This is a genomic window from Microbacterium sp. Root166, from assembly GCF_001427145.1.
Classification (GTDB): Bacteria; Actinomycetota; Actinomycetes; order Actinomycetales; family Microbacteriaceae; genus Microbacterium.
Map to the genome: position 1 here is coordinate 472037 of NZ_LMGL01000002.1, position 18812 is coordinate 490848.

22 protein-coding genes are annotated in these 18812 nt (G+C 69.1%); 11 read left to right on the forward strand and 11 right to left on the reverse strand.

The genetic code is table 11. From position 1 onward, the window contains the following. Positions 1-3: 3 nt before the first annotated feature. Complete coding sequence (locus ASD56_RS09970) at positions 4-765, forward strand: SGNH/GDSL hydrolase family protein (protein ID WP_200947499.1); 762 nt, start codon at positions 4-6, stop codon at positions 763-765. Here the strand turns inward: ASD56_RS09970 and ASD56_RS09975 are convergent. Continuing rightward, on the reverse strand, positions 754-1332 hold the full coding sequence (locus ASD56_RS09975; RefSeq protein WP_055965042.1) for a dihydrofolate reductase family protein: 579 nt from the start codon (positions 1330-1332) through the stop codon (positions 754-756). The genes ASD56_RS09970 and ASD56_RS09975 overlap by 12 nt on opposite strands. A gap of 93 nt (positions 1333-1425) precedes the next feature. On the opposite strand from ASD56_RS09975, the gene ASD56_RS09980 reads away from it, so the two are divergent. Then, positions 1426-1797, forward strand: a complete 372-nt coding sequence (locus ASD56_RS09980) for an ArsR/SmtB family transcription factor (RefSeq protein ID WP_235565642.1) — start codon at positions 1426-1428, stop codon at positions 1795-1797. Continuing rightward, on the forward strand, positions 1790-2236 hold the full coding sequence (locus tag ASD56_RS09985) for an SRPBCC family protein (protein WP_055965045.1): 447 nt from the start codon (positions 1790-1792) through the stop codon (positions 2234-2236). The genes ASD56_RS09980 and ASD56_RS09985 overlap by 8 nt, the downstream gene beginning before the upstream one ends. Positions 2237-2240: 4 nt before the next feature. Here ASD56_RS09985 and ASD56_RS09990 read toward each other — a convergent pair whose 3' ends face one another. Together ASD56_RS09990 and ASD56_RS09995 are read right to left on the reverse strand one after the other, a co-directional pair. Beyond that, the gene (locus ASD56_RS09990; RefSeq protein ID WP_055965048.1) at positions 2241-3080 is read right to left on the reverse strand and encodes a carbohydrate kinase family protein; all 840 of its coding nucleotides are present in this window, start codon (positions 3078-3080) and stop codon (positions 2241-2243) included. Further along, entirely contained in the window at positions 3080-3997 is a 918-nt protein-coding gene (locus ASD56_RS09995; protein WP_055965050.1) for a pseudouridine-5'-phosphate glycosidase, read from the reverse strand. The genes ASD56_RS09990 and ASD56_RS09995 overlap by 1 nt, the downstream gene beginning before the upstream one ends. Positions 3998-4189: 192 nt before the next feature. On the opposite strand from ASD56_RS09995, the gene ASD56_RS10000 reads away from it, so the two are divergent. The 3 genes from ASD56_RS10000 (at position 4190) to ASD56_RS10010 (ending at position 5955) form a co-directional block, all read left to right on the forward strand. Continuing rightward, a complete protein-coding gene (locus ASD56_RS10000; RefSeq protein WP_055965053.1) occupies positions 4190-4453 on the forward strand; it encodes a DUF6458 family protein in 264 nt (87 codons plus the stop codon). Positions 4454-4542: 89 nt separating this feature from the next. Further along, complete coding sequence (locus ASD56_RS10005; protein WP_055965056.1) at positions 4543-4902, forward strand: DoxX family protein; 360 nt, start codon at positions 4543-4545, stop codon at positions 4900-4902. A 132-nt stretch (positions 4903-5034) separates the two neighbouring features. Beyond that, a complete protein-coding gene (locus ASD56_RS10010; RefSeq protein WP_055965059.1) occupies positions 5035-5955 on the forward strand; it encodes an AEC family transporter in 921 nt (306 codons plus the stop codon). 8 nt (positions 5956-5963) lie between these two features. On the opposite strand, the gene ASD56_RS10015 is transcribed toward ASD56_RS10010, so the two are convergent. From ASD56_RS10015 to ASD56_RS10025, 3 genes are read right to left on the reverse strand one after another with little or no spacing between them, the layout of a single operon-like run. Then, a complete protein-coding gene (locus ASD56_RS10015; RefSeq protein WP_235565644.1) occupies positions 5964-6236 on the reverse strand; it encodes a DUF6510 family protein in 273 nt (90 codons plus the stop codon). After that, entirely contained in the window at positions 6233-6958 is a 726-nt protein-coding gene (locus ASD56_RS10020) for a ferredoxin reductase (protein WP_200947510.1), read from the reverse strand. Before ASD56_RS10020 ends, ASD56_RS10015 begins: the two co-directional genes overlap by 4 nt. Next, positions 6955-7548 carry a sulfite oxidase-like oxidoreductase gene (locus ASD56_RS10025; RefSeq protein WP_055965065.1) on the reverse strand — a complete coding sequence of 198 codons (594 nt, stop codon included), beginning with the start codon at positions 7546-7548 and terminating at the stop codon, positions 6955-6957. Before ASD56_RS10025 ends, ASD56_RS10020 begins: the two co-directional genes overlap by 4 nt. A 189-nt stretch (positions 7549-7737) precedes the next feature. Here ASD56_RS10025 and ASD56_RS10030 point away from each other — a divergent pair, with 189 nt between their 5' ends. After that, complete coding sequence (locus ASD56_RS10030) at positions 7738-8298, forward strand: DUF308 domain-containing protein (protein WP_055965068.1); 561 nt, start codon at positions 7738-7740, stop codon at positions 8296-8298. A gap of 65 nt (positions 8299-8363) precedes the next feature. On the opposite strand, the gene ASD56_RS10035 is transcribed toward ASD56_RS10030, so the two are convergent. Together ASD56_RS10035 and ASD56_RS10040 are read right to left on the reverse strand one after the other, a co-directional pair. Continuing rightward, positions 8364-10352: a S9 family peptidase gene (locus tag ASD56_RS10035; protein WP_055965071.1), complete on the reverse strand. Its 1989-nt coding sequence runs from the start codon at positions 10350-10352 to the stop codon at positions 8364-8366. Between the two features lie 2 nt (positions 10353-10354). Then, positions 10355-11128 carry an SDR family oxidoreductase gene (locus ASD56_RS10040; protein ID WP_055965074.1) on the reverse strand — a complete coding sequence of 258 codons (774 nt, stop codon included), beginning with the start codon at positions 11126-11128 and terminating at the stop codon, positions 10355-10357. A gap of 45 nt (positions 11129-11173) precedes the next feature. Between ASD56_RS10040 and ASD56_RS10045 the strand changes: the two genes are divergently transcribed. The 4 genes from ASD56_RS10045 to ASD56_RS10060 all read left to right on the forward strand — a co-directional run bounded on the left by ASD56_RS10045 (position 11174) and on the right by ASD56_RS10060 (position 13913). Continuing rightward, on the forward strand, positions 11174-11662 hold the full coding sequence (locus ASD56_RS10045; RefSeq protein WP_055965077.1) for an NfeD family protein: 489 nt from the start codon (positions 11174-11176) through the stop codon (positions 11660-11662). Further along, positions 11659-12621 (forward strand): SPFH domain-containing protein, encoded by a 963-nt coding sequence (locus ASD56_RS10050; protein ID WP_055965081.1) that lies wholly within the window; start codon positions 11659-11661, stop codon positions 12619-12621. The genes ASD56_RS10045 and ASD56_RS10050 overlap by 4 nt, the downstream gene beginning before the upstream one ends. Continuing rightward, the gene (locus tag ASD56_RS10055; protein ID WP_055965084.1) at positions 12618-13394 is read left to right on the forward strand and encodes a glycerophosphodiester phosphodiesterase family protein; all 777 of its coding nucleotides are present in this window, start codon (positions 12618-12620) and stop codon (positions 13392-13394) included. The genes ASD56_RS10050 and ASD56_RS10055 overlap by 4 nt, the downstream gene beginning before the upstream one ends. Before the next feature lie 135 nt (positions 13395-13529). Beyond that, positions 13530-13913, forward strand: coding sequence for an RNA polymerase-binding protein RbpA (locus ASD56_RS10060; RefSeq protein ID WP_055965087.1), 384 nt, complete (start codon positions 13530-13532; stop codon positions 13911-13913). Positions 13914-13921: 8 nt separating this feature from the next. Here ASD56_RS10060 and lnt read toward each other — a convergent pair whose 3' ends face one another. From lnt to tatC, 3 genes are read right to left on the reverse strand one after another with little or no spacing between them, the layout of a single operon-like run. Beyond that, complete coding sequence (gene lnt / locus ASD56_RS10065) at positions 13922-15490, reverse strand: apolipoprotein N-acyltransferase (RefSeq protein ID WP_055965090.1); 1569 nt, start codon at positions 15488-15490, stop codon at positions 13922-13924. Between the two features lie 37 nt (positions 15491-15527). Beyond that, the gene (locus ASD56_RS10070; protein WP_055965094.1) at positions 15528-18014 is read right to left on the reverse strand and encodes a DEAD/DEAH box helicase; all 2487 of its coding nucleotides are present in this window, start codon (positions 18012-18014) and stop codon (positions 15528-15530) included. Beyond that, entirely contained in the window at positions 18011-18772 is a 762-nt protein-coding gene (gene tatC, locus ASD56_RS10075) for a twin-arginine translocase subunit TatC (RefSeq protein ID WP_055965868.1), read from the reverse strand. The genes ASD56_RS10070 and tatC overlap by 4 nt, the downstream gene beginning before the upstream one ends. Positions 18773-18812 lie beyond the last annotated feature (40 nt).

Genomic DNA, 18812 nt, shown 5'->3' on the forward strand with positions numbered 1-18812 from the left:
ACGATGGCATCCCTGAGGTACGTCGCGATCGGCGATTCGTTCACCGAGGGCGTCGGAGACGAGCTCCCCGACGGTCGCGTGCGTGGGTGGGCGGATCTCGTCGCGCAGGGGTGGGCGGATGCCTCGGGTCAGCCGGTGCAATACGCCAACTTCGCCATCCGCGGGAAGCTCGTACAGCCCATCGTCGAGCAGCAGCTCGAACCCGCGCTTGCACTGAAGCCGACGCATCTGTCGTTCAACGGGGGCGGCAATGACATGCTTCGTCCGCGCACGAGCGTTGCGCGCGTGGTCGACGCCTTCACGCATGTGCTGAACCGATGCGACGAAGAGGGTGTCACGCTCATCCTGCTGTCGGGTGCGAACCCCTCTGCCCAGCTCCCGCTGAGTCGCGTGATCCAGCGGCGCGGAGATCTGCTGTCCGCGGCCGTCACGGCGAAGTTCGCGGACCGCACCGACATCGTCCGCGCCTTCAACTGGCCCGACCGTGAGCTGTCCAGCCCGCCGTACTGGTCAGAGGACCGGCTCCACATGAACTCGCGCGGTCACCATCGCGTCGCCGCCAGGGTCCTGACTGCGCTCGGTCTGGAGCCGCCTGCCGGGTGGTGGTCACTCCCGCCTCTGCCGCCGGCCGCGGCGCGCGGCACGGCGTATTACTGGGAGCATGTCGGCCCCTGGGTGCAGCGTCGGCTTACGGGCACGTCGTCGGGCGACGGCCGTGAGCCGAAGCACGGCGAATGGTTCGACATGGTTCCGTCAGCCGACTGAACCGACGAGCGGGGTCCTGCTCAGCGAGTACACCAGTTCGGCGAACTGGCCCGCCCGCGTGACCGACTCCAGTGTCAGACGATCGGATTCCAGCCGGCGAGGGAGCAACGGCCGCCCTGAGACCAGCGTGACCGGAGCGATCGAGACGCGGATTTCGTCCAGGAGTCCCGAATCGGCGAACTGGCCGACGAGGTCTCCGCCGCCGACGATCCAGATGTCCCGATCGCCGGCTGCTTCGGCCAGTTCCGGCCACAAGGCCGACACCTCTCCACGGCGGAAGCGGATGTCGGCTCCCGCGACCACGGGCAGTTCGCGTGAACTCATCACGAAGGAGGCCTTGCCTGCGTAGGGCCACTTCTCGGGGTGGGCGATCAGTCCTTCATGGTCGACCACCCACTCGTAGGTGGTCGAACCCATGATGAGCGCACCGACGCCGTCGAGGAATCGACCGAAGTCGTGCTCAGCGGTATCGGCGCCGGGGACGGCGAAGAGCCAGGACAGCGAGTCGTCGTCGTCGGCGAGGTAGCCGTTGAGGGTGGTCGCAGTATGGAATATGACGCGGGCCATACGGCCACGCTAACGTCGCCCACCGACAAAGCGCTTGCAGCGTATTCAACTAGTTAGTACAGTACCGATAGGTTGAATACAAAGGAGGCGAAGATGATGTCGGAAGACCAGCTCAGCCGCACCTTCTCGGCCCTCGCCGACCCCACACGCCGCGCGATACTCGAGCGGCTGAGCGGGGGAGAGGCGACCGTGGGAGAGCTGGCCGCGCCGTTCGACATGACATTCGCCGCCGTCTCCAAGCACCTGCGGGTGCTCGAGAGCGCGGGGCTCGTCACCCGCGGCAAGGACGCCCAGTACCGGCCCGCCCGTCTGGATGCTCGGCCGCTGGCTGCGGCATCCGAGTGGATCGGCGATTACGCGCGGTTCTGGGAAGCGAGCGCCGACGCCCTCGATCAGTACCTCAACGCCCTTCAGCAACTCACACCCCCGTCCGACCACACCGACAAGGAGAACCCCCATGACTGAGTACTTCACCATCACCCGCACCCTTCGCGCACCGCGCGAGCTCGTCTTCGAGGCGATCACCAAGCCTGAGCACTTCGCGGTGTGGTTCGGCACCGCCGCTGTCACCGTTCCCCAGGAGTCACTCACGATGGATGTGCGCCCGGGCGGTGCCTTCCGGGCCGTCATGGAGCTGCCCGACGGCAACCGGATCGACTGGGCGGGGGAGTACAAGGTCGTCGAGCCGCCGTCCCACCTCTCGATGACACTCACGGACCAGCCCGGAGACGACGCCGGACTGCCGGTCCTGTTCGACCTCGTCGAGGTGGACGGTGGAACCGAGCTCACCATCAGCCAGGATCGGTCCGACTTCAGCGACGAGCAGGTCGCGGCGACGATCGCGGGCTACAACGCGTTCGTCGACGACATGGAGGACGTGCTGGAGAGCATCCAGAGCGCCTGACCGCTCAGAGAGCGCCCGCGCGGCGCAGCGCACCCATCGCGAGGTCGCTGCCCGCCCGGGCGCTCTCGAGCGGATCGGCCCCGGCGAGTGCCGCCGCGACGTAGCCGGCAGCGAACGCGTCGCCGGCGCCCGTGGAGTCGAGCACGTCGTCGACCCGCTCGACCGGCACCTCGACGCGTTCGCCGTCGTACGTGACGAGCACCGGATCACCGCCGCGCTTGACGACCACGACCGCATCGCCGAAGTGGAGCCCGAGCTCGTCGGCGATGCGGAACTCCTCATCGTTCGCGAACACGACAGCCGGTGCCACGGCGTCGAGCAGTTGCTGCAGTCTCCGTGCGCCGAGCTCGCGCAGCGTCGCCACGCTCGACAGATCGATGCTGATGCGCGCGCCCGCCCGGGCGGCAGTCGCCGCGGCGTCTGCCAGCGCAGTGCGCGATGTCGGGGTCGCGAAGCCGTAGAGCGGCAGGTGCACCCAGTCCGCCCCGTCCAGCCAGCCGGCATCGATGCCGTCGAGTTCGGCAGCGGCTCCGCGGTCTGTGATCATGGTGCGCTCGCCCACGGCGTCGACGAGCACGACGATCGCGCCGGTGCGTCCGCTGCGCTGCAGACGGGCATCGACGCCGCCGCGTTCCAGTTCGGCGGCGAGGACACGTCCGAGGGGGTCGTCGCCGACCCGCCCGATGAACCGCACCGGGTGCCTCGGGGCCGCAGCCATCGCCACGTTCGCGGCGCTCCCGCCCCGCGTGAGGCGAACCTCGGCGGGGTTGTCGGTACCTCGCTCTAGAAAGGATCCACCGAGCACGATGAGGTCCGCGACGAGGTCGCCGATGACGACGAGCATCAGGCGAGCTCAGCGAGTGCGATCGCGATGCGGGCCCCGAGCTCGACGTTGCCGCGGTACACGGCGACGTTCACATCGAGACTGCGGCCGTCGGTTGCGCGCTGCATGTAGTCCAGGAGGAACGGCGTGGTGTCGTGGCCCGAGACGCCTTCCGCCTCTGCGGCGGCGAGGGCTCGGGCGAGGACGTCGTCGTGCAGCGCGCGGTCGAGCTGCAGGTGGGATCCCACGGGGTTCGCGACGAGGAGCGTGGACGAGATGCCGAGCTCGTCGCGCACGCCGGCGATGCGGGCGATCTCGTCGGGGGAGTCGACGGAGTACTCGAGGTCGTGGCCCGAGTCGGCGATGTAGAACCCCGGATAGTCCGTCGTGCGGTAGCCGACGACGGCGAGGTTGAGAGTCTCGAGTCGCTCCAGGGTGAGGGGGATGTCGAGGATCGACTTCACTCCGGCACTCACGACGATCATCGGCAGAGCGGCGAGGGTGCCGAGGTCGGCGCTCTCGTCGAAGGTCTGCTGCGCACCGCGGTGGACGCCGCCGAGCCCACCGGTCGAGAACACCCGCAGCCCTGCCAGATGGGCCAGGTGCGCCGTCGCCGCGACCGTCGTGCCCGCGCTCAAGCGCTTCGCGGCGACCACCGGCACGTCGCGCAGGCTCGCCTTGACGACTCCCTCGCTCTCTGAGAGGCGAACGATCTGGTCGGGCGACAGGCCGACCGTCGGGCGCCCGTCGACGACGCCGATCGTCGCCGGGGTCACGCCGAGAGCCCGCACGCGCTCCTCGGCCTCGAGCGCGACCTCGACGTTGCGCGGGCCGGGGAGTCCATGGGTGAAGATCGTCGACTCGAGCGCGAGCACCGGCCGCCCGTCTTGGACGGCGCTCTGCACAGCGGGCGAGACGTCAAGGCCGTGAGAGGTCACACGCGTTCCTTCCTGACGGTATGAGGCAACAGTACAAACACCGGCGGCTGGGGGACGGGCGTGATCGAGATATCTCCTTCCTTGTCAAGCCCCTGTGCGGGCACCGCGAGGCACGGGAGAGTGTGACATCGGGGTCATCGCGCCCCGGGAACAGGGGAGGGCTGATCGCCGCGCCCCGGAAAGGAACCTCGCATGAGCATCGGAGCAGGTATCGCACTGTTCGCCATCGGAGCCATTCTGGCCTTCGCGGTGAACGTGGAGGTCGGCTGGGTCGACCTCACGATGATCGGTTACATCCTGATGGCCGCCGGAGCCGTGATCTTCCTGGTCGGCATCATCCTCATGATGCGCCGCCGGTCCACGGACTCGGTGACCCGCACGGCGGTCGACCCGACGGGCAACGAGCGCGTCACACGCCAGTCCACGAGCATGCCCGACGACACCGTCGGACTCTGACACACTGAACGACCCGAACGGGGCGGTGCCGAGAGGCGCCGCCCCGTTCGCCTGTGTCGCGACCGCTGAGCGTCGTTAGGCTGAATGCCGTGACGCTGCTCCCTGACCCGGTCTGGCCCGTGGTCGTGCTGGCCGTGATCTCGATCGTCGACGGCCTGCTCTGCCTGAAGCCTGCGGCTTTCATCGCGCAGTGTTTCACGGACGTCCGCTGGCCGCGAAAGTACTGGTGGATGATGGCGCCGATCAAGTTCGCCGCCGCCGCCGGTCTCATCGCCGGGATCTGGGTGCCGGGGCTCGCTGCACTGACGACGGCGTGCCTGGTGGTCTATTTCATCGTCGCGATCTCGATGCACGTTCGTGCGCGCGACTTCGGCCGCAACCTCTTCGTCAATGCGAGCGGGATGCTGGTGCTGTGCGTCGCGACCGGGATCTGGTGCTTCCTGATCTAGAGGAGCCCGTTCAGGTGCGCTGCCGCCGCGGGGAGGGACCGCAGGAAACGCAAGCTGACATAATGTGCATTATCGGCTACACCGTGTCGTCACGAACGCAGCGGGGCCGACGCGCATCTCTAAGCTCGAGACATGCTGCAGTCGATGATCGGATTCGTCGTCGTCGGCGTCGCGATCCTCGTCGGCTGGATCATCGGTCGCGTAGACCTGCTGGGTGAACACGGTCGACCAGTGCTGGCGCGCCTGACATTCTTCGTGCTCTCGCCGTTCCTGCTGTTCGTGGTGCTCGCGCAGGCCGATGTGCGGACGCTCTTCTCCGCGCTGCTTCCTGTCTCCGCCATCGCCGCAGCGGTGATCCTGCTGGCGTACTTCCTGGTGGCTCGATTCGCGTGGAAGCGCTCGATGGGCGAAACCGTCATCGGGGCGCTGAGCGCGGGCCAGGTGAACTCGAACAACATCGGCATCCCCTTGTCGCTGTACCTTCTCGGCAACGCGGCCTATCCGGCGCCCGTGATCCTCCTGCAGCTGCTGGTGTTCACGCCGATCAGCATGACGATCCTCGATGCCGTCACCTCCGGACGAGCGACACTGGGGCGCTCGATCCTCCGGACGATCGGCAACCCGATCGTGGTGGGCTCTGTGCTGGGGACGATCGTGTCCGTCAGCGGCCTCGAGCTCCCGGCGATCATCATGGAGCCCGCGGTGCTCATCGCCAATGCCTGCGTTCCGGTGCTGCTCATCAGCTACGGGATGTCGCTGGTGGGCCAGCGAGTGCTCGCCCCCTCCGGCCGCCGTCGCGACATCGTGCTCGCCAGTTCGCTGAAGCTCTTCGTCATGCCGGCGCTCGCCTGGGTGCTGGCGGAGTTCGTCTTCGGCCTGAGCGCTCAGGACGTGCTCATCGTCGTCGTGCTCGCAGCGCTCCCGACAGCGCAGAACGTCTTCAACTACTCGCAGCGCTATGACGTCGGCGAGACGATCTCGCGCGACACCGTGTTCCTGACGACGATCGGCTGCGTTCCCGTCCTGATCGGCATCACCCTGCTGCTCGGCTGACGACGGCGTCAGCGACGCGAAAGTTCCCGCAGCATCCCGAACACGACCCGGACGCCGTCACCCTCGCGAAGCGCCGTCAGCAGCGTGTGCGTGCACGACCGGCAGCGCACGATCGCCGCCGTCTCGTCCAGTTCGACGACGGTCTCGGCCAGCGGAGCGGCCTGGCCGCAGCCGTCGCACACGCCGATCAGAAGGGTCACGTCGCCGGCGAACGCCTCCGACAGGATGCCGGCCAGCGCGTTGCCGTCGACCGTCGCGGTCGCATTGTCTGCGCGCATCATGCGCCTCCGAATCGTTCCGTCTTGATCCTGTCGGGCGGATGCCCGAGCCGCACGAGTGCGTCGGCCACGTGCTCGACGAAACCCGTCGGCCCGCAGACATACACGAGCGGCTCCCGCGCCGGCTCCCACACCGCGTCAATGAGGAATTCGTCGTCCACGCGACCGACCCGTCCTGTCCAGCCATCGGGTCCGCCGCGCGTATAGGCCCACGTGACCGCCACTCCCCCGTCTCCGGCGGCAGCGGTGAGCTCTTCGCGATATATCGCGTCTGTGGCGTGTCGCACCGAATACAGAAGCCGGACGGATGCCGCGGCCGAAGCATCCCGAGCCGCACGCGCCATCGCCATCAGCGGAACGATCCCCGATCCGCCCGCGATCAGCTGCACGGGCTCCGCTCCCCCGGGCCGCCAGACGAAGTAACCCCCGAGCGGTCCCTTCACCTCGAGCTCGTCGCCCGGACGCACGTCGCGCACGAGGTAGGGCGAGACCTCTCCCTCGGGGATCTCGTCCACCGCCAGCTCGATCGTCCCGCCGTCGCCGTAGGAGCCGAGCGAATACGACCGCTCGGCCTGGTACCCGTCTTCGGCGGTCAGCCGGATGTCGACATGCTGACCGGGCTCGCTTCCCGGCCAGCCGGGCACCGCGAGCCGCAGGACCCGTGCGCTCGGCGTGACGTCCTCGATGGTGTCGACGCGCGCGGGCCGCCAGCCTCCGACGATCACCAATACCGCTCCTCGGTCCACGGATCGCCGTGCATGTTGTAGCCGTTCTGCTCCCAGAATCCGGGCTCGTCCTCTTCCATGAGCGTGAGACCGCGAACCCATTTCGCGCTCTTCCAGAAGTAGAGGTGAGGCACGAGCAGCCGCGCGGGCCCGCCATGCTCGGGATCGAGCGGCTCGCCCTCGAATTCGAAGGCGATCCAGGCCTTTCCGCCGAGGAGGTCGTCCAGCGCGATGTTGGTGGTGTAGCCGCCGTAGGAATGCGCCATCGCGTAGGAAGCGTCCGTCTCGACGTGGTCGAAGACGGTGTCGAGCGAGATGCCTCGCCACGACGTGCCGAGCTTCGACCACCGCGTGACGCAGTGGATGTCGGTCGAGATCTCCTCGGCGCCGAGCGCGAGGAACTCGTCCCACGACCACGACACACGATCGCCGGATTCGCTGCGCACCTCGAACGACCATTCCGCGGTCTCGATGCGCGGCGTCGGACCGGCCGACAGAACCGGGAAATCGTCGGTCAGGTACTGGCCGGGCGGCACCTGCGGATTGCTCTCGCGGCGACGGGACCCGAATCCCCTCGAGAAGACTGCCATCGTGCACCTCTCCTGGTCGGCACCGGTCACGCTCACCGTAACGCGGACCTGCGTCCGAAAGCGAGAAGGGGTCTGGCCGGAGCCGCCCGCTCGTCACGCGACACACCCGTTCACGAATGACCGAACTCTGCCGCGCGGGTCTAGGCTTTAGCCCGCCCCTCCCAGGAAACTCCCAGAAAGGACACTCGCATGTCCACAGAATCCACGGCCGAATCGGCCGCCGTCAACGGCATCCGCACCGCGCTCGGAATCGGCGGAGTCCTCGCCGTCCTCGCCGGTATCTTCATCCTGTTCCAGCCGGCCGAAGCCGCGTTCGTGGTGACCATCGTCATCGCGATCTACGCGATCGCCGCCGGCCTCGTCTACGCCGGTCTCGGCATCTTCTCGAAGAACAAGGGCGGCTGGGCCCGTGTCGGGCACATCGCCCTCGGCATCCTGTTCATCATCGCCGGTGTCATCGCGCTGGTGAACCTGCAGCAGGCGACCGCCTGGCTCGCGGTCTTCGTCGCGATCCTCATCGGTATCCTCTGGATCGTCGAAGGAATCGTCTCGCTGTCGACGCTCGGCGACGCCGCGTCGAAGGTGTGGACGATCATCTTCGCGATCATCAGCATCATCGCCGGTCTCTACCTGGTGTTCTCGCCGTTGTGGGGCGCCGTCGTCCTGTGGTGGGTGCTCGGCATCGGGCTCATCATCCTCGGCATCGTCAACATCGTCCGCGCGTTCACGTTCGGCCGCAAGACGGTCTGATCGCCTGACCTACGAAGAAGGGTCCCGGGGATTCCCCGGGACCCTTCTTCGTGTGCGCCATGGGCTCAACTCACCGGGAGCTTCCGCTGCCACCAGTCGAGCACCGCGTCGAACCGCTGCACGCGATGCCGGGGCTGCCCGGACCTCGTCAGTTCGTGGTTCTCGCCCGGGAAGACCAGCATCTCGGCCTCAGCGCCGTTGCGCTTGAGCGCCGCGTAGTAGCGCGTCGCCTGCTCGAGCGGGCAGCGGAAGTCGAGCTCGGAATGGATCACCAGCGTCGGCGTCGTGACCTGATCCACGACGGCCATCGGGCTCTGCCGCGCGATGTCCTCGGCCGAGACGCCGACGTACTCGTCGCCGAAGAAGGTGCCGATGTCGCTCGTGCCCTGGAAGCTCACCGGATCGAGGAAGCCGCGCTCCACGATGGCCCCGGCGAACCGGTGGTCGTGGGCGATGATCCACGCCGTGAGGTAGCCGCCGTACGAGCCGCCCATGATGCCGACGCGCGCGCCGTCGAGCCGGTCATCCTCCGCCACGGCACCGTCCAGGAAGTCGATGACGTCGGCGAAGTCGAGCGTCCCCATCGCCTGGCGGATGCTGCGTCCGTGCTCGCGACCGTAGCCTGCCGAGCCGCGCGGGTTGCTGTAGACGACGGCGTAGCCGGCATCGACGAGCACCTGCGTCTCATCGAACAGATGTATGCCGTACGACGCATACGGTCCGCCGTGGATCTGGAGGATGACGGGGAACGGCCCCTCCCCTTCCGGCGTCGCGACCCAGCCGTGCACCGGGTAGCCGTCGCGGCCGGTCACAGTGAGCTCGCGCGGTGCGACGATTCCGGATGCCGCGGCACCGCCTCCGAACGCGGTGAGGGTTCGAGCATCCCCGGCGCCGACGAGGACGAGCTCGCCGTACGAGTCGGGTCGTGCGACGGCGGCCACGATGCGACCTGCGGCGGCCGCCTGGCCGGCGACCTCGACATCGCCGCCGAGCACTTCGGTCAGCCGGCCGTCGCGAGACACCCGCACCAGGCGCACCCGACCACGCGTGCGGTTCTGCACCAGGAAGTCGTCGCCGTCGGCCACGATGTGGCTGCCGACCTCGCCCAGGTCGATGGACTCGGCGTCGGTCAGCCGGCGGGCGCCCGAGCCCTCGATCAGCCACAGGCCCATGCCGGGCGCGATGAAGTCGACGCCCTTCTCCCCCACCTCGTGGGCGAGGAGCGCGATCGTGCCGTCACCGGCGACCGCGATCCCGGCGGCGGACAGCCCGGCGTCCACGCCGAGGACCTCACGCTGCCCGGACCCGTCGACCGAGACGGCGATCACGCGGGTCCGCAGGTCCCTGCGCTCCGCCTCGATCTCGTCGACGCCCGTGAGCACCTCAGCGCCGTCCGCCGTGAACGCGACGCCGCCGTGCGAGACGGCGCCCTCGGTGAGCTGCCGGGCCTCTGCGGCCACGACCCGCTTCTTCCGCGCGGTCTCGTCCTCCGGGCGCACGGCGGGAGCGGGCTCGTAGAACGGCTCGGCGTCGGTCTCGGGAGCCGCGACGACGAAGAGGTGCGCGGGCCGGTCGGCGATGTAGCCGAGTCCGTTGGCATGCCAGCGGATGCCGGTGATGTGCCGCGGCGCCTCGGCCGCGGCATCCAATCCCTCCACGCTTCCGTACCGACCCGCCTCGGGCAGGCGCGCGAGGAAGGCGAGCGATCGGCCGTCCGGCGACCAGGCGTACTCCTCGACCCCGAGGGGAGAGTCCGTCGCCTGGACGGCCTCGCCGCCGCGTGGCGGGATCAGCCAGAGCTGCGGCTTCCCCTTCGCGTCCGCCCGCGTGAACGCGAGCGTCGCACCGTCGGGCGACAGCCGGGGTGCGGCGTCGGACACGCCGCGGGTGAGGCGCACCGGCGTGCCGTCCGGCAGATCGACGCGCCACAGCTGACCCACCGCGCGGTTCGCGTCCAGATCGGGGCGCGAGGTCGCGAAGACGGCGAACGACCCATCGGGAGCGATCGTGGGCCGGCCGACCGAGATGAGCTTGTCGATGTCGCTCGCGCGCATCGTCACTCCCCCGCGAACGAGCCGGTGTCGCCGATGAGCCGGGTGTTGTCGGCCGGCACCGGGTCGAGCGCCGCGGCGGCGACCTCGGCCGCGAACTCCGACACGTTGTAGAGCTTGCCTGCATCCTCGCGGCGCGCGGCGATGGCACCCGGGTTCGCACGCTCGAGCAGCGTCGCCGTGATGGTGCCCTCGATCATGTCGCCCGAGACGACGACGAACTCGACGCCGCGTTCGGCCAGCGCAGGGATCCGCTCGCGCAGGGCGTCCTCGCCCGCGCGCTTGGACAGCGCGACGGGCTCGTACTCGGGCATCGTCGGCGTCGTGCGGATGAAGTGGGCCTGGTGGCTCGTGACGAACACGACGCGCGCGCCCTCCCCGAGCAGCGGCAGGGCGGTCTCGAGGACGTTCACCTGGGCGTCGCGGTTGAGCCGCAGGGCGTAGTCCTCGGCCATGCCCGACTCCATGCCGCCGGAGGCGTTGAGCACGAGGATGTCGAGCGTCCCGAAGGTGCGCTGGACCTCGTCGAACATCGCCTGAACCGACGCCGGATCGGTGAGGTCCGCGCCCACCACGAGCGCCTCGACGCCCAGCTCGCGCAGCTGCGCCGCGAGCTTCTCGGCGCGGGGCGCCTTGTTGCGGAAGTTGATCACGACGTTCGCGCCGGCCTCGGCGAGATAGCGCACCGTGTCGGCGCCGATGCCCCGCGAGGAGCCGGTAACGAGGGCGGTCTTGCCGCTCAGAGAGCCGGCGGGAAGGGGCAGGGAAGTCTCAGTCACGCCCTCGACCCTACCTGCTAGGTTCGAACCAGAAGGAGGCGCATCGTGGACCTCATCCAGACCATCGAGCAGTGGGCGTGGATCGGGTGGCTCGTTCTGATCCTCGCGTTCCTCGTCATCGAGATGCTGACTCTCGACTTCACCTTCCTGATGCTCAGCATCGGCGGACTCGCGGGCCTCGGCGCCGACCTGCTGGGCGCTCCGATCTGGCTCCAGGTGATCATCGCCGGCGTCGTCGCCGCCGTGCTGGTGCTCGTGCTGCGGCCGCCGCTGCTGCGTCGCCTCCGGCGCGGGGAAGACCCGACGCCGTCGAACATCGACGCTCTCATCGACCTGCGCGGCCGCGTGATCTCGACCGTCACCTCGCACGGCGGACAGGTCAAGCTCGCCAACGGCGACGTCTGGACCGCCCGCACCGACTCGGGCGAGCTCGAGCCCGGAATGCCCATCCACGTCACCCGCATCGACGGCGCCACCGCGGTGGTCAGAGCCAACGATCTCGCAGCCCCTTCCCCGGAGGACACCCGCGCATGAACGACCTCGGCACCCTGGTCCCGACAGCGATCGCGTGGCTCCTCGCGATCGCCGTCTTCATCTTCGTGCTGGTGGTGATCGTCCGCTCGATCCGGATCATCCCGCAGGCCAGCGCCGGTGTCGTCGAACGGCTCGGCCGCTACCACAAGACCCTCTCGCCCGGCCTGAACCTCCTGGTGCCGTTCATCGACCGCCTGCGGCCGCTCATCGACATGCGCGAGCAGGTCGTGTCGTTCCCCCCGCAGCCGGTGATCACCGAGGACAACCTGGTCGTCTCCATCGACACCGTCGTCTACTTCCAGGTGACCGATGCGCGGGCCGCCACGTACGAGATCGCCAACTACCTCGGCGCCGTCGAGCAGCTCACGACGACGACGCTGCGAAACGTGGTCGGCGGGCTCAACCTCGAAGAGGCGCTGACCAGCCGCGACAACATCAACGGCCAGCTGCGACTGGTGCTCGACGAGGCGACCGGCAAGTGGGGCATCCGCGTCGGGCGCGTCGAGCTCAAGGCCATCGATCCGCCGCACAGCATCCAGGACTCCATGGAGAAGCAGATGCGCGCGGAGCGCGACCGTCGTGCGCTCATCCTGACCGCCGAGGGAACGAAGCAGTCGGCCATCCTCACCGCCGAGGGCCAGCGACAGGCGGAGATCCTCAAGGCCGAGGGCGACAAGCAGGCGGCCGTGCTTCGCGCGCAGGGCGAGGCCGAGGCGATCGCCACGGTGTTCCAGGCGATCCACGCCGGTGACGCCGACGACAAGCTGCTCGCGTACCAGTACCTCCAGACGCTGCCCAAGATCGCCGACAGCGCATCGAGCAAGCTCTGGATCATCCCCAGCGAGTTCACCGAGGCCCTGAAGGGGCTCAGCGGATCGTTCCTCGGCGGCGCGGTCGACGGTGCCGCCGTGACGCGCGCGCGCGAGTCGCGTCCGGACGCCTCGCCCACCGCTCCGTGACGCATCCCTGGTTCGAGGGGGCGCGCACGCCGCGCGTCCTCGCTCACCGGGGGCTCGTGACGGTGGAGGATGCCGCGCACGGCGTCACTGAGAACTCGTTCGCCGCGGTGGCCGCGGCTCACTCCGCCGGCGCCCAGTACATCGAGTCCGACTGCCATCTCACCAGAGACGGCGTCGTGGTGCTGTTCCACGACGACGACCTCTCGCGCGTGACCGGCGATCCGCGCCCGGTCGCCGACGTCTCCGCCGCGGAGCTCGAGGAGCTCATGTCGTCACGCGGAGGGCTCACCACGCTGCAGCAGGCGCTGGAGGCGTTCCCCGACACCCGATTCAACCTCGATGTGAAGGCCGGCGCCGCGGCCGAGCCCGTCGGGCGCGCGGTGGCGCCGCACGGCGAGCGGGTTCTCCTCACCAGCTTCTCCGACGCCCGCCGTCGGGTCGCGTTGGCCGCCGCGGAGGCGGCGGGCCGCGGCATCCGTCCGGCGACGTCCGCCGGTTCGAGGACCATCGCACGCGTGCTCGCCGCGGTCTCGGTGGGCTCGGACGTGCTCGTGCGGCGCGCGCTCGCGGGCGTGGACGCGCTCCAGGTGCCGGAGCGTCAGGGACGCCTCCGCGTCGTGACTCCGCGGCTGATCCGCGCGGCCGCGCGCCACGGTGTCGAGGTGCACGTCTGGACGGTGAACGACCCCGCCGACATGCGCCGGCTGATCGCTCTCGGCGTTCACGGCGTCGTCACCGACCGTGCCGATGTGGCGCTGCGCGCACTGGGCTGATCGAACTCGTCGCGCGCCCGCGGAATACGTCATCTCCGCTGTGCATCCACTGTGAAAGGCGTAAGCGCAAGGCCCTTTCGGATGATCCCCACAGGTGGCTTCGTTATACCTGAACAGCGACGAGAGGACCACAAAATGGCAGACCGCAGCTTGCGCGGCATCCGACTCGGCGCCCAGAGCCTACAGAGCGAAGAGGGCGTCGTTTTCCATGACCGTTCACAGCACATCTATTCGTGCACGTCCTGCGGACGTGACACCACGCTGACCTTCGCGGCCGACGCCGAGGTGCCCCCCGCGTGGGAGTGCCGCACCTGTGGTGCGGAGGCGCTCCTGCGTGTGGGCGAGGGGACGGCCACGGTCGACCACTCCGGTGACAAGGTCCCGCGTTCCCACTGGGACATGCTGCTCGAGCGGCGCACGCTGCCCGAGCTCGAGGAGCTCCTCGAGGAGCGCCTCGCGTACGTCCGCTCGCGCCGCGGCGCCGGCGAGGACGTGAGCCTGGACAAGATCAGCGCCTGACGCTGACGCTATGAGACGCCGGTCCCTTCGGGGGCCGGCGTTTTCGCGTCGCGGCGGCGCATGACCTGGACGCCCAGACCCAGCGCGACGAGCGCAAGGACGCTCCCCCACCCCAGCAGTGCCTGGATCGCAGGCCCCGCGATGACCGCGGGGGTGAGGCCGGTCCGCAGCTGCACCTCGGTGAGCATGTGCCCCGCCTCATCCGAAGGGAGCCCATCGATCGTGCTGCCGTCCGGGGCGATGACCTGGCTCGTTCCCACCGTAGAGAGGTTCACCACCGAGCGGCCGGTCTCGATGGCGCGCATCCGTGCGAAGGCGAGCTGCTGCAGGTTCTCGTCGGTGCCGCGGAAGTCGGCGTTGTTGGTCTGGAACATGTACACCTGAGCGCCGTCGTGGGCGCCGTCCCAGATGACCGCGTCGTAGATGACGTCGAAGCAGATGGCCAGTCCCACACCGACGCCGTCGAGGTCGAAGTAGGGCGGATTGGTGCCGGGGGTGTACTCGCGCTGGATGAGTCCGATGAGGTCGGGTGCGAGCGCCTCGAAGAACCACCGGTCCGGAACGTACTCCCCCATCGGCACCGGGTTGGTCTTGTCGTGCAGCTGGACGGCTCCTTCGCCGGCGACCCAGAGCATCGACGTGTTGAACGTGTCGTCGCCGCGGGTGGTGGCGGCGTTCACGATCAGCGGCGCGCCGGCACGCTCGGAGAGCGAATCGAGGATGCTCGCGGTGCTCTCGTTCTCGAGGGGGTCGGAGTCGATGCCGCCCTCCGGCCACAGGAGCACGTCGAGCTCCTCTCCGAGCAGAGGGGCGGATGCCTCCAGCTGGGCGTTCAGCACGGCGTTCCGCGTCCGCTCGTCGAAGTAGCCCGAGGGCCCGTTGCCCTGCGCGCTGCCGACCCTGAGGGTCCCGGCCGGAGTGGTGGGGAAAGCCGGCACGAGCAGGAGCAGCACAGCCAGGCTCGCGACGGGGATGAGGGTGGCGAGGCGCCGGAACTCGCCCGCGCGTGCCCACTCGATCGCGGCGGCCGTGAAGGCCACCATCACGAAGCTGAGGCCGGCGACCCCCGTCCACGACGCGAGGTGCGCGAGCGGGCTCTCCGACTGGCTCATGCCCAGCCGTGCCCACGGGAACCCGGTGTACGGCCAGGAGCCCATGAACAGCTCCCGCGCCGTCCAGAGCCCTGCCACGAGCAGCGGGAGCCCGATCAGCTGCACCCAGCGCCCGGGGAAGAGGCGCGGCATCCATCGGTATGCGAGCGCCAGCGGAATCGAGCCCGCCGCCATGAAGATCGTCTCGAGCCCTGCGAGGGCGAACCAGGGCACGACGCCGAGATACCGCGTGATCCACATGATGTGGATGAGGAAGAAGACCGCGCCGAAGACGAACCCGACGAGCAGCGCGCCCCACACCGAGCGGCCGATCAGCGCGATGAGCGACAGTGTGACGCCCACGAACGCGAGCGGCCACCACCCCACCGACGGGTAGGCGAGGTCGAGGATCGCTCCCCCGGCCGCCGAGACGAGCACGGCGGCCCACAACGGCAGGAGCGGGCGCGGCGCGGCGGCGAGAGGCACGCTCCCACCCTAAGCGGCGCTGACTGGGCGGCCGCTGTCAGACGGTCGAATACGCGACGATGCCGCGACGGACGGCGTCGAGCGCCTGCCTGGCCGTCGTCGCGAGGGGGCCGTCGGCGACGATCGACAGCTGGTCGAGCAGGTCGATGGTCTGCTTCGACCACCGCACGAAGTCTCCGGCGGCCATGTCGGCCTCCTCGAGGACGTACTCCAGCATTCCGCCGCGCGCCCACATGTGCATCGCCTGGGCCAGGCTCGCCGAGACGGGCTCGGAGCCCGGCAGCTGATGCTCGCGCTCGAGGTCGTCCAGGCGCTGCCACAGGTCGTTCGTCGCGGTGAACGCCGCCCGGAAGGGCCCGCGAGGCAGCCGGCGCTCCCCCGGCCCGCCGTCATCGCGCCGCGGCTCGTAGACCAGCGAGCAGGCCAGTGCCGCGAGCGAGGGCGGGTCGAGGTCCGTCCAGAGCCCACGGCGCAGCGACTCGGCGACGAGCAGGTCGCGCTCGCCGTAGATGCGCCGCATCGTCCGGCCGGCGGGCGTGAGCTCGGTGGCGCCCTCGTCCGTCACCCGGACGTAGTCCAGCTCGTCGAGCACGTCGACGACCCGGTCGAAGATGCGGGCGACGGTGCCGGTCCGCGTCTGGATCTGCTGGCGGATCTTGTCGATCGTCCGCTTCAGCTGCCAGTAGCGCTCACCCCACCGCGCGTGGTTCTCCCGATCGGGGCAGGAGTGACACGGATGCCGCTGCATGCGCCTGCGCAGCACCCCGAGCTCGCGGTGCCTCTTGTCGCGCGTCGCGCGCGAGGCTGTCGCATCCTTGCGGTTGAGCTTCTCGAGATCACTGAGTTCGCGCCGGATCGAGGAGTACTCCGTGAAGTCGCCTCGGTCGCAGGTCATGGCCTTCTCGTAGCCCGCCAGCGACTCCTCCTGCTCACGCACCTGGCGTGCGAGTCCCACGACCGAGCGGTCGGCCTGGAACTGCGCGAACGAGGACTCCAGGATCTCGCGTGCGCGGGAGCGTCCGAACTGGTCGATGAGGTTGACGGCCATGTTGTAGGTCGGCCGGAAGCTCGAGTTCAGCGGGTACGTGCGGCGCGAAGCGAGTGCGGCGACGGCCTGCGGGTCCAGGCCCTCGGTCCACTGGATGACCGCGTGCCCTTCCACGTCGATGCCTCGACGGCCTGCGCGCCCGGTCAGCTGGGTGTACTCGCCCGAGGTGATGGCGACCCGGGCTTCGCCGTTGAACTTCTCGAGCTTCTCGAGCACCACGGTCCGGGCCGGCATATTGATTCCGAGAGCCAGCGTCTCGGTCGCGAAGACAGCCTTGACCAGCTTGCGCTGGAACAGCTCCTCGACGACCTCCTTGAACGCCGGCAGCAGTCCGGCGTGGTGCGAGGCGACACCGCGTTCGAGGTTGTCGAGCCAGTCCCAGTACCCCAGCACCTCGAGGTCCTCTTCGAGGAGAGTGCGGGTGCGGTCCTCGACGATGGCTCGGATCTCGGCGCGCTCCTCGGGCGAGGTCAGGCGGACGCCCGCCCGCCGCACCTGCTGGACGGCGCCGTCGCAGCCGGCGCGACTGAAGATGAAGAAGATCGCGGGCAGCAGATTGGCACGTCTGAGCAGCTCGACGACGTCGGGCCGGTCCAACCGCTCGATGCGCTGTACGTTCGCCGAGCGCACCGGCCGCTTCCCGCCGCGGTTCGGACGACGGCGGGAAGCCTCGTACCCGCTGTGCCGGGCGCTGCTGGCGGCCTGCGCACGGCGGTTGTTCTCGTAGTTCGGGCCCTTCACCGACCGGATCCGCATGAGCTCCTGGTTGACCTGCGCGGTCGCGATGCCGGCGCGGTCGTCGAACAGGGGCAGCAGGTCGCCGCGGACCAGGACGTGCTGCTCGAGGGGCACGGGCCGGGTCTCCGAGACGATGACCTCGGTGTCGCCGCGCACGGTGTCGAGCCAGTCGCCGAACTCCTCGGCGTTGGAGACGGTCGCCGAGAGCGAGACGAGCTTCACGCTCGGCGGCAGGTGGATGATGATCTCCTCCCACACCGCCCCGCGGAACCGATCGGCGAGGTAGTGCACTTCGTCCATCACCACGTAGCGCAGCCCTCGCAGCGCCGGCGAGTCCGCGTAGAGCATGTTGCGGAGCACCTCGGTGGTCATCACGACGACACGGGCATTGCCGTTGATGTTGGTGTCGCCGGTCAGCAGGCCGACCTCATCGGCGCCGTAGACGTCCTGCAGCTCACGGAACTTCTGGTTGGACAGCGCCTTGATGGGGGTCGTGTAGAACGCCTTGTCGCCGGGCTCGCGCATCGCAAGGTGCACGGCGAACTCGCCGACGATCGTCTTGCCGGCGCCGGTAGGCGCGGCGACCAGCACGCTCCGGCCGTCCTCGAGGGCGCGGCATCCGGCGATCTGGAAGTCGTCCAGCGTGAAGCGCTGGGAGTCCGCGAACGCCGCGGTGATCGGGTGGGTCCGGTCTTCACGAGCCCGCGCGTAGCGCTCGGCCGGACCCGGGTCGCTCACGCGATGGCCTCGGGCGGAAGGATCAGCGCCTCGCGCTTGGCCTTGCGTCGATCGAACAGCAGGGACACACCCGCAGCGGCGAAGAAGAGCACGACCATGATGCCGGACAGCATCAGCATGCTCACGATGTCGGCCGACGGGGTCGCGAGGGCGGAGAAGATCACCGAGACCAGCACCGCCACGCGCCAGCCCTTCACGATCGCGCGACCCGACATCACGCCGGCGAAATTGAGCGCGACGAGGAAGACGGGAAGCACGAACGCGACGCCGACGACGATGAGGAGCTTGAAGACGAAGTCGTAGTAGTAGGCCGCCTGGTAGAACGATGCCGCGCCCTCGGGGACGAACTGGGCCATCAGCTCGACGATGTGGGGCATGATCAGCAGGCCGACGTAGCATCCCGCGAAGAACAGCGGGATCGCCGCGGCGAGGAACCCGACCGTGTACTGCACCTCTTTGCGGGTGAGGCCGGGCATGATGAACGCCCAGATCTGCCACATCCAGATCGGCGCCGAGATCAGCAGTCCGATCGCGAACGACATGCGCAGCCTCAGGTCGAACGCGGAGGTGACGGTGTCGAACATGAGCTCGACCTTGCCCTCTTGGCCCTTCGACTCGGCGACGACGCGCAGCGGCTCGGTGATCAGCGCGATGACCCAGTCGGTGATGAAGAAGGCCACCACCATGCCGACGATGAGCGCGAGAGCCGCCCACATCAGCCGCTTGCGCAGCTCCACCAGGTGCTGCCCGAGCGACATGCGCTTCTCGCGCCGCGTGGGGTCTGAGCTCTTGACGCGC